15 protein-coding genes are annotated in these 12,428 nt (G+C 62.4%); 9 read left to right on the forward strand and 6 right to left on the reverse strand.

Translation table 11 applies throughout. The features are described from left to right. The first annotated feature begins 142 nt into the window (after window positions 1-142). From oscA to KSS96_RS01800, 5 genes are all read left to right on the forward strand, one after another. The gene (gene oscA, locus KSS96_RS01780) at window positions 143-325 is read left to right on the forward strand and encodes a sulfur starvation response protein OscA (protein ID WP_003170956.1); all 183 of its coding nucleotides are present in this window, start codon (window positions 143-145) and stop codon (window positions 323-325) included. A gap of 65 nt (window positions 326-390) precedes the next feature. Then, window positions 391-1,401 carry a sulfate ABC transporter substrate-binding protein gene (locus KSS96_RS01785; protein ID WP_017526100.1) on the forward strand — a complete coding sequence of 337 codons (1,011 nt, stop codon included), beginning with the start codon at window positions 391-393 and terminating at the stop codon, window positions 1,399-1,401. 76 nt (window positions 1,402-1,477) lie between these two features. Then, a complete protein-coding gene (gene cysT / locus KSS96_RS01790; RefSeq protein ID WP_017526099.1) occupies window positions 1,478-2,296 on the forward strand; it encodes a sulfate ABC transporter permease subunit CysT in 819 nt (272 codons plus the stop codon). Window positions 2,297-2,309: 13 nt separating this feature from the next. Beyond that, window positions 2,310-3,182 carry a sulfate ABC transporter permease subunit CysW gene (cysW, locus tag KSS96_RS01795; protein ID WP_017526098.1) on the forward strand — a complete coding sequence of 291 codons (873 nt, stop codon included), beginning with the start codon at window positions 2,310-2,312 and terminating at the stop codon, window positions 3,180-3,182. 3 nt (window positions 3,183-3,185) lie between these two features. Continuing rightward, on the forward strand, window positions 3,186-4,166 hold the full coding sequence (locus tag KSS96_RS01800; RefSeq protein WP_017526097.1) for a sulfate/molybdate ABC transporter ATP-binding protein: 981 nt from the start codon (window positions 3,186-3,188) through the stop codon (window positions 4,164-4,166). Window positions 4,167-4,298: 132 nt separating this feature from the next. On the opposite strand, the gene KSS96_RS01805 is transcribed toward KSS96_RS01800, so the two are convergent. Beyond that, a complete protein-coding gene (locus KSS96_RS01805; protein WP_217855606.1) occupies window positions 4,299-4,826 on the reverse strand; it encodes an Mpo1 family 2-hydroxy fatty acid dioxygenase in 528 nt (175 codons plus the stop codon). 83 nt (window positions 4,827-4,909) lie between these two features. On the opposite strand from KSS96_RS01805, the gene KSS96_RS01810 reads away from it, so the two are divergent. Continuing rightward, window positions 4,910-5,596, forward strand: coding sequence for a Crp/Fnr family transcriptional regulator (locus tag KSS96_RS01810; RefSeq protein WP_017526095.1), 687 nt, complete (start codon window positions 4,910-4,912; stop codon window positions 5,594-5,596). Here KSS96_RS01810 and uraH read toward each other — a convergent pair. Both uraH and KSS96_RS01820 read right to left on the reverse strand, forming a co-directional pair. Beyond that, complete coding sequence (gene uraH / locus KSS96_RS01815) at window positions 5,591-6,001, reverse strand: hydroxyisourate hydrolase (protein WP_017526094.1); 411 nt, start codon at window positions 5,999-6,001, stop codon at window positions 5,591-5,593. The two genes, KSS96_RS01810 and uraH, sit on opposite strands and share 6 nt — an antisense overlap. Window positions 6,002-6,024: 23 nt before the next feature. Continuing rightward, window positions 6,025-6,498: a GlcG/HbpS family heme-binding protein gene (locus KSS96_RS01820; RefSeq protein ID WP_017526093.1), complete on the reverse strand. Its 474-nt coding sequence runs from the start codon at window positions 6,496-6,498 to the stop codon at window positions 6,025-6,027. 100 nt (window positions 6,499-6,598) lie between these two features. Between KSS96_RS01820 and KSS96_RS01825 the strand changes: the two genes are divergently transcribed. Next, a complete protein-coding gene (locus KSS96_RS01825) occupies window positions 6,599-6,964 on the forward strand; it encodes a response regulator transcription factor (RefSeq protein ID WP_017526092.1) in 366 nt (121 codons plus the stop codon). Window positions 6,965-7,089: 125 nt separating this feature from the next. Here the strand turns inward: KSS96_RS01825 and KSS96_RS01830 are convergent, their stop codons facing one another. After that, window positions 7,090-8,094, reverse strand: coding sequence for an AraC family transcriptional regulator (locus KSS96_RS01830; RefSeq protein WP_065876617.1), 1,005 nt, complete (start codon window positions 8,092-8,094; stop codon window positions 7,090-7,092). A 102-nt stretch (window positions 8,095-8,196) separates the two neighbouring features. On the opposite strand from KSS96_RS01830, the gene KSS96_RS01835 reads away from it, so the two are divergent. Further along, a complete protein-coding gene (locus KSS96_RS01835) occupies window positions 8,197-9,291 on the forward strand; it encodes a fatty acid desaturase (protein ID WP_217855608.1) in 1,095 nt (364 codons plus the stop codon). Here KSS96_RS01835 and KSS96_RS01840 read toward each other — a convergent pair. Both KSS96_RS01840 and KSS96_RS01845 read right to left on the reverse strand, forming a co-directional pair. Next, window positions 9,182-10,117 carry a LysR family transcriptional regulator gene (locus KSS96_RS01840; protein ID WP_137220371.1) on the reverse strand — a complete coding sequence of 312 codons (936 nt, stop codon included), beginning with the start codon at window positions 10,115-10,117 and terminating at the stop codon, window positions 9,182-9,184. The genes KSS96_RS01835 and KSS96_RS01840 overlap by 110 nt on opposite strands. A 46-nt stretch (window positions 10,118-10,163) precedes the next feature. Next, window positions 10,164-11,381, reverse strand: a complete 1,218-nt coding sequence (locus tag KSS96_RS01845) for a CynX/NimT family MFS transporter (protein WP_017526088.1) — start codon at window positions 11,379-11,381, stop codon at window positions 10,164-10,166. A gap of 102 nt (window positions 11,382-11,483) precedes the next feature. Here KSS96_RS01845 and KSS96_RS01850 point away from each other — a divergent pair, with 102 nt between their 5' ends. Continuing rightward, the gene (locus tag KSS96_RS01850) at window positions 11,484-12,335 is read left to right on the forward strand and encodes a LysR family transcriptional regulator (protein WP_017526087.1); all 852 of its coding nucleotides are present in this window, start codon (window positions 11,484-11,486) and stop codon (window positions 12,333-12,335) included. Window positions 12,336-12,428: the final 93 nt, after the last annotated feature.

Genomic DNA, 12,428 nt, shown 5'->3' on the forward strand with positions numbered 1-12,428 from the left:
CACGTCCCGCCAGAAAATTCTTTCTGGTTATATAAACATTCTTAAATAGTATTTTTAAGAATATCCGCGCTTAACTACTATCGCTCTCACGCCGCAAGCAGTGCCGCCACTGCCAGGCACTATTCATTTCAGGAGCGAGACCATGAGCGCATCTCTACGTAGCGTCGACGGCCAGGACGAAGCAGCCATTTTGCGTGAGATCCAGAGCGCCCTGCGCGATCTGCGGTTTGGCGCGGTGGAAATAACTGTGCACAACGCTCAAGTGGTACAGATCGAACGCAAGGAAAAATTCCGTTTGCAGAACCCGGGTAACAAACCGAGCTGAGCAAGAACGGCGATAGACCCGCAACTATAAGAAAAGCCAACACTCAAGAATTTTCAGGAGCTTCTATGTCGTCGATTCGCCGTTACGCCCTGGCCGCATTGGCCAGTGCCGTGTTTGCCGGTTCCGCCGTTGCCAAGGACTACGAACTGCTCAACGTCTCGTACGACCCTACCCGTGAGCTGTACCAGGACTACAACGCTGAATTCACCAGCTACTGGAAACAGTCCCACCCGGGCGACAACGTCAAGATCCAGCAATCCCATGGTGGCTCGGGCAAGCAAGGCCGAGCCGTGATCGACGGCCTGCGCGCCGACGTCGTGACCCTGGCCCTGGCCGGCGACATCGACGAAATCGCCAAACTCGGCAAGACCCTTCCGGAAAACTGGCAAACCCGCCTGCCGGATGCGAGCACTCCCTACACCTCGACCATCGTGTTCCTGGTGCGTAAGGGCAACCCCAAAGGCATCAAGGACTGGGGCGACCTGATCAAGAAAGACGTGTCGGTGATCACGCCCAACCCTAAAACCTCCGGCGGTGCGCGCTGGAACTTCCTGGCCGCCTGGGCCTATGGCCTCAAGGCTGGTGGCAGCGAGGCCAAGGCCCAGGAATACGTCAAAGAGTTGTTCAAGCACGTGCCGATCCTCGACACCGGCGCGCGTGGTTCGACCATCACCTTCGTCAACAATGGCCAGGGTGACGTGTTGCTGGCCTGGGAAAACGAAGCCTTCCTGGCGCTCAAGGAAGACGGCGGCGCCGACAAGTTCGACATCGTCGTGCCGTCCCTGTCGATTCTCGCGGAGCCGCCGGTGGCCGTGGTCGACAAGAACGCCGAGAAAAAGGGCAACACCGAGATCGCCACCGAATACCTCAAGCACCTGTACAGCCCGGCTGGCCAGGAGATTGCGGCGAAGAACTTCTACCGCCCACGCGATGAGAAAGTCGCCGCCAAATACGCCCAACAGTTCCCCAAACTGGACCTGGTGACTATCGACAAAGACTTCGGTGGCTGGAAAACTGCCCAACCGAAATTCTTTAACGACGGTGGCGTGTTCGACCAGATCTACACGGCGCAGTAAGCCGAGAAACACATCCTCATGGAGCCCGCATTCACCTGCGGGTTTTGTGTGTCAGTTCCGCTAACCAAGGACTCTTATGTCGCGTCGTATTTCCCCCGTCATACCCGGCTTCGGGCTGACGCTGGGCTACACCGTGGTGTACCTCAGCCTGATTGTGCTCATCCCGCTGGCGGCGATGTTCGTACACGCCGCTCAACTCACCTGGGATCAGTTCTGGGCCATCATCTCGGCACCACGCGTGGTGGCGGCATTGAAACTGAGCTTCAGCACCGCGTTGTACGCGGCGCTGATCAACGGCGTGATCGGTACGCTGCTGGCCTGGGTGCTGGTGCGCTACACCTTCCCCGGCCGCCGCATCATCGATGCGATGATCGACCTGCCGTTCGCCTTGCCCACCGCCGTGGCCGGTATTGCGCTGACCGCGCTGTACACGCCGACGGGCCTGGTGGGGCAGTTCGCCGCCGACCTGGGCTTCAAGATCGCCTACTCGCCGCTGGGCATCACCCTGGCGCTCACCTTCGTGACCCTGCCATTCGTGGTGCGCACGGTGCAGCCGGTACTCGCCGATATCCCCCGCGAAGTCGAAGAAGCCGCCGCCTGCCTGGGTGCCAAGCCGTTGCAGGTGTTTCGCTACATCCTCGTGCCTGCGCTGCTGCCCGCCTGGCTCACCGGCTTCGCCCTGGCGTTTGCCCGAGGCGTGGGTGAGTACGGTTCGGTGATTTTCATCGCCGGCAACATGCCGATGAAAACCGAGATCCTGCCGTTGCTGATCATGGTCAAGCTCGACCAGTACGACTACCGCGGCGCCACCTCCATCGGTGTGCTGATGCTGGTGGTTTCCTTTGTCTTGCTGCTGCTGATCAACTTGTTGCAGCGGCGCATCGAACGTCCATAAGGAGGCGCGGAACATGTCCCAATCGTCTATTTCCGCGGCGTCCTCGGCCAACGCCGCCCGGCGTGGCAGTGCCACGTCGCGACGCATCCTGATCGGCCTTGGCTGGCTGGTATTCGCGCTGTTTTTGCTGCTGCCGCTGTTTATCGTGGTGTCCCAGGGTTTGAAGAACGGCCTCGGCGCGTTCTTTACCGCCATCCTGGAACCCGACGCGCTGTCGGCGCTGAAACTCACGGTGATCGCCGTGCTGATTTCGGTACCGCTCAATCTGGTGTTCGGCGTCAGCGCCGCGTGGTGCGTGAGCAAGTACTCGTTCCGTGGCAAAAGCATCCTGGTCACGCTGATCGACCTGCCGTTCTCGGTGTCCCCGGTGATCGCGGGCCTGGTCTACGTGCTGATGTTCGGCGCCCAGGGCTTGTTCGGCCCTTGGCTGCAGGAGCACGACATCCAGATCGTATTCGCCCTGCCGGGCATCGTCCTGGCGACCATCTTCGTCACCGTGCCGTTCGTTGCGCGTGAATTGATCCCGCTGATGCAGGAGCAGGGCACTCAGGAAGAAGAGGCGGCGCGCCTGCTCGGCGCCAATGGCTGGCAGATGTTCTGGCATGTGACCGTGCCGAACATCAAGTGGGGCCTGATCTACGGCGTGGTGCTCTGTACCGCGCGGGCCATGGGTGAGTTCGGCGCGGTGTCGGTGGTGTCCGGCCACATTCGCGGCGTGACCAATACCTTGCCGCTGCATGTCGAGATTCTCTACAACGAATACAACCACGTTGCCGCCTTTGCGGTGGCCAGCCTGTTGCTGATCCTGGCGCTCTTCATCCTGCTGCTCAAGCAGTGGAGCGAGAACCGTATCAACCGCCTGCGCAACAGCGCCGGTGAGGAATAAGTCATGTCGATCGAAGTCCGTAATGTCAGCAAGAACTTCAACGCCTTCAAGGCCCTGAACAGCATCAATCTGGACATCCAGAGTGGCGAGCTGGTGGCGTTGCTGGGCCCCTCCGGCTGCGGCAAGACCACTTTGCTGCGCATCATCGCCGGGCTCGAAACCCCGGATGACGGCAGCATCGTGTTTCACGGTGAAGACGTCTCCGGCCACGACGTGCGTGACCGCAACGTCGGGTTCGTGTTCCAGCACTACGCGCTGTTCCGCCACATGAGCGTGTTCGACAACGTCGCCTTCGGCCTGCGCATGAAGCCGAAAAACCAGCGCCCGACGGAAAGCCAGATCGCAGGCAAGGTTCACGAACTGCTCAACATGGTGCAGCTCGATTGGCTGTCCGACCGCTACCCGGAACAACTCTCCGGCGGCCAGCGCCAACGTATCGCCCTGGCCCGCGCCCTGGCGGTAGAGCCGAAAGTGCTGCTGCTGGACGAACCGTTCGGCGCCCTTGACGCCAAGGTGCGTAAAGAACTGCGCCGGTGGCTGGCGCGCCTGCACGAAGACATCAACCTGACCTCGGTGTTCGTGACCCACGACCAGGAAGAGGCCATGGAAGTCGCCGACCGTATCGTGGTGATGAACAAAGGCGTGATCGAACAGATCGGCTCACCGGGCGATGTGTATGAAAACCCGGCCAGCGATTTTGTCTACCACTTCCTCGGCGACTCCAACCGCCTGCACCTGGGCGAGGACAAGCATGTGTTGTTCCGTCCGCATGAAGTGTCGCTGTCGCGGCATGAGCTGGAGGATCACCATGCGGCGCAAGTGCGCGATATTCGCCCGCTGGGCGCGACCACGCGGGTGACGCTCAAGGTAGAAGGCCAGCCCGAGCTGATCGAAGCCGAAGTGGTGAAGGACCATGACAGCCTGATCGGTCTGGCGCGTGGCGAGACCCTGTTCTTCAAACCCAAGGTCTGGCAAAAAGCCTGAGCACATCGCAAACCCAAGGTGCCTGAGGGGCAATGAGGGCTCAGGTGCCAATGAGGGCCAATGTGGGAGGGGGCTTGCTCCCGATAGCAGTGGGTCAGTTGATGAACATGTCACTGACACACCGCCCCACATTTAGACCCCGCTTGGCTTTAGATCACGGCGCACCACCGGCCCCGAGCGCTTTTCGATCTGCACTTTCAGGTCCTGCCGCAACCCCAGCAAAAAAACCACCTCCGCCACCACAAACAACGGCCCCACAACCAGCCCCGACACATCATCCACAAACGCGGGTTTCTTGCCTTCGTAGTAATGCCCGACAAACTGGATCACCCAGCCCACCACGAACATCCCCACGCCACTGCTCAGCCACACCATCGTGCTCTGCGCCGCCAACACATGCCCGGCCCATACCGACGCGCCCATCAGCACCGTCATCAGCACGCCCAAGGCCAGTTCCAGGCGCAGGTAAAACCACGCCGACAACAGCGCCACGATCACCGCCGGCGAGATCCACAAGCTTCCCACCGCCCATTCCGGGCGTGACAGCAGCACCGCCACGGCGACCACAATCAACGGGATGCCAACAAAGTGGCTGGCTATATTGCGCGGGTCGCGGTGGTAGGCGGCGTATTGACTGAGATGGTCGACGAGGCTTTTCATTGTTGTTCCTCCTGTAGGATGTTTGATCATGCCCTGTCAGCCAGCGCCTGACTGTCAGTTGGGCGACAATCTTCGGAGTCCTCATGGATGCAGCGAAATGGCACGCCCGGTTGGCCAGCGGCCATTGGTTCAGCCACTTGCCGGAAGCTCTACAGCAGAGTCTGCTGGCGGCGTCGCGGCTGCGCTCACTGGCGGCGGGCCAGTTTCTGTTCAAGCGTGGCGATCCGCCGTGTGGGTTGTATGCGGTGCTGGACGGCGCGGTGCGCATCAGCGCGGTGAACGCCCAGGGCAAGGAAGCCGTGTTGAGCCTGGTGGAGACACCCTACTGGTTCGGTGAAATCTGCCTGTTCGACAACCTGCCGCGCACCCACGATGCACAGGCCTCGGGGCCGTGTACGCTGTTGCAGGTACCGCAGGCAGGCATGCTCGACCTGCTCGAAAAGCATCCGGCGTATTGGCGCGATGTGGCCCTGTTGATGAGCCACAAACTGCGCCTGTCGTTGATCAATATCGAGCAGATGAGCCTGATGCCCGCGTCGGCGCGCCTGGCCCATCGGCTGCTGATGATCGCCCAGGGCTACGGCGAAATAGACCAGGCGCGTCGCACGTTGCAACTGCCCCAGGAAGACGTGGCGGCCATGCTGGGCCTGTCGCGCCAGACCACCAACAGTCTGCTCAAGGCGCTGGAGCAACAGGGCATCATCGGGCTGAGTTACGGTGCGATTGAGCTACTGGACCTCAAACGCCTGCAACACGCTGCGGGCCTATGAGCCGCGATACGTAGAGAACCCGTAAGGGCTGAGCAGCAGCGGAATGTGGTAATGCTGGTCGGCCTGTTTCACCTGGAAAATCACCGGCACCTGCGGGAAGAACGTCTCGCGGTTGGCCTTTTTGTAGTAATCGCCAGTCTTGAACACCACGCGATACTCGCCCGGCGTCATGCTGCGGTCGGCGGGGAACAGTTCGGCGATGCGCCCCTGCTGGTTGGTGACGCCTTCGGACAATGGCTGCCATGCGTCACCCACGTGCTGTTCCAGGGTGACGCCCACCCCGGCACTCGGCAGGCCATTTTCCAGGTTGAGCACGTGTACGCTCAGTGGGTTGCCGGCGGCCAGGGCCAGGTTGCACAGGCCGCCGAGGCTGAGGGCGGCGAGGGTCATGCTGAGGGTTTTCATCAAGAGGTCCTTTGGAGGCGGAATCAGAGAGAGGTTTTCAGGCCCAACTGCTCGGCGGCCTGTGTGGCGCAGGCTTCGTCCTGCGCGGCGCCGCCTGCGCCGGCGATACCCAGCGCACCCACCAACTCGGCATCGGCAAACAGCGGCACGCCGCCACCGAGCAACAGCAACTCGGGCAAGCTGTTAAGGTTGGCGGCCTCGGGGTTGTTGCGCGCCCGTTCGGCAAACAACCGCGTTGCGGTTTTGGTCGATAGCGCCGTGTACGCCTTGCGTTGGCTGGCGAGGCTGTTATGCGGGCCGACACCGTCGGCACGCAGGCTCAGCAACAGGTTGGCGCCGCGATCCAGGACGGTCAGCGCGGCGTTGCAGTGGCTGAGGCCGGCATCGGCCAGTTGGCGAGCGGTATTCAGATCGAGGTCGGCATGGCGCGGCAGTGGCGGCGCCGCCAGCGCGCCCGTGCAAACGGCGAGGCTCAAGAACAAGGCAGTGCGAGACATGGTGACGGCTCCTGAAGGCAGGCCGTCACGGTAGTCAGTGGACGTGGTCAGAAACCGCACAATTTGATGACAGGTTTGTAATCAAACCCAGAGGTAAGGCATGCACGTGTTGTTAGTGGAAGACCAGCCGCAACTGGCGCAGCTCATGGCCCAGGGCTTGAGCGAAGCAGGCTTCGCCGTGGAAGTCGCGGCCAATGGCATGGCGGCGCAGCGCTTCGTGGAAAGTACCGCGTACGACCTGGTGATCCTGGACGTGATGCTGCCGGGCCTGAACGCCTGGAAGCTGCAGCAGGCGATCCGGCACCAGGGCGACACGCCAGTGCTGTTCTTGACCACCCCGGGCGGTATTGAAGATCGCCTGCGCGGGTTGGAGTTGCATGAGGATGATTACCTGCTCAAGCCCTTCGATGCCAAGGCGTTGGTGGCGCGGGTGAGGAAGTTGTTGCGGCGCGATCGCGGGCGCTGACGGATTCGGAATTTGCAGTGCCTGTAGCTTCGCTATCGGGAGCAAGCCCCCTCCCACACTTGATTGCATTCCAATGTGGGACGGGCTTGGCCCCGATCAGGCCTGCACAAATCCCCCACATCCGCCTACTGCAACCCATCCCGAAACTGCCCCGGTGTCACCCCGGTCCACCGCTTGAAGGCCCGGTTAAAACTGCTGGTGTCGGCAAACCCCAGCAAATGGCTGATCTCGGCCAATGAGCACTGCGGGTCGCGCAAGTGCAGCAATGCCAGGTTCTGCCGGCACTCATTGAGCAACGCGTCAAAGCGACACCCCTCATCCGCCAGGTGCCGCTGCAAGCTGCGCAGGCTCAAGTGCAGCGCCTGGGCAACCCGTTCGGCGCTCGGCTCGCCTTCCGGCAATTGCGCCTCGATCGCGGCGCGTACCTTGCGTTCCCAGGTCAGCGGTTGCAGTTGGGCAAGGGTGCGTTTGAGCACGGTTTCGTTGTGTTCGGCCAGTTCGGGGTTGGCGTCGTCCAGGTGGCTGTCGAAGTCCTGCGGCGCAAACTCCAGGCAGTCCTCATCGGCGCCAAAAAATACCGGCGCCCGGAACACCGTGTGCCAGGGGGTGGGATCGGCCGGTTCCGGGCGCCGCAAGTACACGGCCAGGGGCGCGTAATCCCGGCCCAGGCGGTTGCGACAGGTGCGCACATAAATCGCCGCAAACGCATCGATGGCTTCCAGCGCCGGTGCCGGGCTGCCTTCGGGTTGCAGCAGGCGAAAACGATAGCGGTCACCGTCCCGAATCAGCGCCAGCGTCAGGGCATCACTGACCACCTGGTGATAACGCACGATGCGCTCGAACACTTCCCGCAGGCTGCCGCTGGCCACCAGCGCGTAGCCCAACGCATGGAACGTCGTGGGGCTGACAAAGCGCGACACGCGCAACCCAATCGCCGGATCGCCGCTGGCCTGCACCGCCAAGGCCCACAAGCGCGTGGTCGCCGACAGGGGATAGCGTGCGTTGGGGTCGTCCATCTGCTGCGGGTCGAGCCCGGCCTGGGCGCAGAGTGCGGCGCTGTCCAGGCCCAGGGCGTCGAGCTGCTTGCGCAGGGCTCGGGTCCAGCTGGCGAGGGAAGTGGGTTCGGTCATGGCGATTGGCGCTTGCGGTCAACAGGTTGGCGTGTGCGGCTAGCGTCCTGCCAGACGGCCTGAGGCAGGATGTAACCCTTCATTGCATAAGAGGATGGGAGCATGGACGGTACTTCTGCAAGTCCCCAGCAGATGAACGCACAACAGCGTTCAGCGCATATCCGCGACGTCGTGCTGGCCGAAGGCGTGCGCTTGCGTCGCCAGCACCCATGGCTGCTGCATCAGGACGCCCTGGGCGCGGGCATCCTGGCCTTCGCATTGATCGGCATGTTTGGCTCGGCGTTGCTGTACATCACCGGCCACATGGCCTGGTGGGCCTGCCTGCTGCTCAATGGGTTTTTCGCGTCGCTGACCCATGAGCTGGAACACGACCTGATCCACAGCATGTACTTTCGCAAGCAGCGCGTGCCGCACAACCTGATGATGGGCCTGGTGTGGCTGGCGCGGCCGAGCACCATCAACCCGTGGATACGCCGCCACCTGCACCTTAACCATCACAAGGTATCGGGCACCGAAACCGATATGGAAGAACGTGCGATCACCAACGGCGAGCCCTGGGGTTTTGCGCGGTTGCTGATGGTGGGCGATAACGTGATGTCGGCGTTTATCCGCATGCTGCGCGCCAGGACCTGGGGCCACAAACTCAAGATCCTCAAGCGCTCGCTGTTGGTCTACGCCCCGCTGGCGCTGCTGCATTGGGGCGCGTGGTACGTGTTTCTCGGCTTTCACGCCGCCAATGGCATCGCCAGCCTGCTGGGGGCGCCGATCGAGTGGTCAGCCGGTACGTTACAGGTGATGCAGGTGATCGACATCGCCGCCGTGGTGATCATCGGCCCCAACGTGCTGCGCACTTTCTGCCTGCACTTTGTCAGCTCCAACATGCATTACTACGGCGATGTGGAACTGGGCAATGTGATCCAGCAAACCCAAGTGCTCAACCCCTGGTGGCTGTGGCCGCTGCAGGCGTTCTGCTTCAATTTCGGCAGCACCCACGGGATTCACCATTTTGTGGTGAAAGAGCCGTTTTACATCCGCCAGATGACCGCCAAGGTGGCACATAAGGTCATGGCCGAGATGGGGGTGCGCTTCAATGATTTGGGCACGTTTGCGCGGGCCAATCGGCTTGGTTTTCCACCGCCCGCAGGCTCTCTATCAACGCCTTCGCCGCTGGCGACAAGCGAACCCCAGCGCGGCTGATCACGCCGCAGTGGTTGTTCAAGCGGTCGAGGCTGTGCGGCAGGTTGCGCCAGTGCAGCACCTTCAAGTCGCCGCTGGCCACGGCCTCGACGAAGGCTTCTTCGGCCCCCAGGCCAATGGCGTTGGACTGGCGCACGATGCTCGCCAGCGCGGTGAACTGTTCCAGCTCGATAGCGGGCGCAAAGTCGATGCGCCCGCTGAGGTTGGCGAGCAACTTGCGAATGCCCGGCGCGATCAAGGGGGTGGCCAGCGGGTAGTTGAACAGGTCATTGGTGGACAGGCTGTCCTTGGCCAGCAACGGGTGGCCCGCGCGACAGAAAAATACGCTGCGCCGGGATGCGAGGGCCTCGGTCTGGAAGTTCGGGTCAGCTTCGAAGTGGCGTACGTCGGCGATAAAGAATTCGATCTCCTCGCGGCTCAGGCTGCGCCCCAGTCTTTGCCAGTTGTCCACCTGCAACGTACTGCGCACCTTGGGGTAGGCGGTGACAAACCGCGCCATCGCCTGGGGCACCAAGTTGACTGCCGCCACCGCATCGCTGCCCAAGCGCACTTCACCGGCGTCCAGCTTGGTCATGCGCGTGACCTCATGGCTGAGCAACGCAGCGCCTTGCACCAGGCTCAAGGCATGTTGCAACACCACCTGGCCTTCGGGAGTGGGGTGCAGGTGTTTATGGCCGCGGTCCACCAGCACGCAGCCGAACTCTTGCTCCAGGCCCTGGATACTGCGACTGAACGCCGGTTGGGTAATGCCCATGGCGTCGGCGGCGCGCACAAAACTGCGGTGTTCGTTGAGCGCGATGAAGTAGCGCAATTGACGAAGGTCCATGGCATGCCGGCGTCCTTGAGGAGAACCGGAATTTTAAGAGGCCGGGTTATTCCGTCAACGAAGCTTTGTTGTTGCAGCTAGATCTTAAATGCATATCTATAGCGCCAGTGCGGTAGGTCGCCGGGCTGAATACCCGCGTCACCACCAGCATCGCCAGCGCAGTCACCGTCAGCACCACCCAGGCACTGGCGAAGTGGCCGGTGAGTTCGCGCAGCCAGCCGGTCATCCACGGCGAAACCGCGTTGATCAAAAAGCCCACGCCCTGCACGAAGGCCGCCAGTTGCCCGGCTTGCCGAGGGTCGCGGTGATGGTCGAGGGTCAGCAACAGGCTCAGGGCAAAACAGGCGCCCAGGCCGAAGCCGCACAACGCCACCCACAGGTGTGGAAATTGCAGCGGCGCCAGCAACAGGCCAAGGTAGCCGACGGTCTGGGCGAGCAGGCTGATGCCGAGCAGCGGTCGACGGTCGATGCCGCGTTGCGCCAGCACCGGCATCAGCAGCGCCGCGATGACCTGGAAGATCGTCATGAACGCCAGCAGCGAGCCGCTGGGCAGCACGCCCCAGCCCAATTGCTGATAGTAGGCCGGCAACCACGCCACCAGGCTCATATAGCCGCAGTTCACCAGCCCGAAATACAGCGCCAACAGCCATGCGCGTCGATTGCGCAGCCCCTGGAACGCAGGTGCCACCTGATGAGGGTTCTTCGCCGCACCCAATGGCAGCCAGGCCCACAACAACAAAGCGCCCAGCGCCGGTAGCAGCCACACGCCCAACCCTGCCTGCCAATGCTCGAAATGCGTGGCGACCAACGGGCTGAGCAGCGCCGCCAACCCGCCCCCGGCCATCAGCGAGGCCGAATACACACCCATCGCCACCGGCACGCGATGCTGAAATTCGCGCTTGATCATCGCCGGCACCAACGCCTGGATCAGCGCCACGCCGGCACCGCCGAGCAATGCCGTGACCAGCAGCGCAGAGCCCTGGCCCATCAACCAGCGCGCCAGGCATGCCAGCACAATCAGGCTCAAGCCCAGGGCGATACCCTGTCGCTCACCCAGCCGCGCTTCCACGCGCACACCCACCAGCGCCACCAACCCCATGCACACCACCGGCAGGCTGGTGAGCAGGGCGCTGCTCTGGAAGCTCAAGCCGGTGGCCTGGCGAATCTCGCCGAGCAACGGGCTGATGGAGCTGAGGATCGGCCGCAGATTCAGGCCCAGTACCACCAGCAGGCCCCAGCCGGCGAGGGATTTATTGAGGGTCATGCAGCGCCTTTGCAGTGGGTAAATGAGGCGTGAGTATGGCCAGCGCCCCAGGTATTCTGAAATTAAATATAACCATGCCAACCAGTGGCAAAGAGAATGACCATGTTCGATCCCGTATTGCTGCGCAGCTTCGTCGCCGTGGTGGATTGCGGCAACTTCACCCGTGCCGCCGAGCGCCTGCATGTGACCCAGTCCACCGTCAGCCAGCAGATCCGCCGCCTGGAGGATGCGGTGGGGTGCCTGTTGCTGGACCGCGATCAACGGCGTGTCGTCGCCACCGCCGAGGGTGAGCGCTTGTTGGCGTATGCGCGGCGCATCCTGGCGCTGCATGAAGAGGCCGCCGATGTGTTGATCAACCAGCAAAGCGATGGCGTGCTGCGCCTGGGCGTGCCGGAAGACTTTGCGGCGCAGCGGCTGATGCCGTTGCTGTCGGCGTTTGTGCTGGCCTATCCAAAGGTGCGCCTGGAGGTCACCAGCGGTCTCGGCCCAGAGTTGCAGCGCCAGTACCGCAGTGGTGAATTCGATGTATTGCTGGTCAAGCAGATGGGCAGCAGTGATGACTGCCTGGCCTCGTGGCCCGAGCCGCTGTGTTGGGTAGACAGCCGCAGCACGCCGTGCCTGGGGCGCGACCCTTTGCCCTTGGTGGCATTCCCGGTGGGCGGCCTGTACCGCAATGAAATGCTGCACCACCTGGAAGTGGGAGGCTGGCGCTGGCGTATCGGCTATTCCAGCGCGAGCCTGGCCAGTGTGTGTTCGGCGGTAGCGGCGGGGTTGGGTGTGAGTTTGTTGCCGCGCCGGGTCGTACAACCCGGGCATGTGGAACTGGGGCCGGACAGCGGTTTGCCCGTGGTACAAGGCGTGCGCCTGGCGTTGTATGCCCGCCATGGCTTGAGTGAGGCGGGGCAGTGTTTGCAGGCTGAACTGTTTGATTTGTGCGCAAACAGCCCCGGTTGAGCCATGCCTTTAGTGAATATTTTGCATGCCGGCCAAGCATGGGCAAAACACACCAGCGCCCCAGGCCCCGCGGGCCGTGGGTTTGCCGTGCGC

Origin of the sequence: Pseudomonas asgharzadehiana (assembly GCF_019139815.1) — a bacterium.
Classification (GTDB): Bacteria; Pseudomonadota; Gammaproteobacteria; order Pseudomonadales; family Pseudomonadaceae; genus Aquipseudomonas; species Aquipseudomonas asgharzadehiana.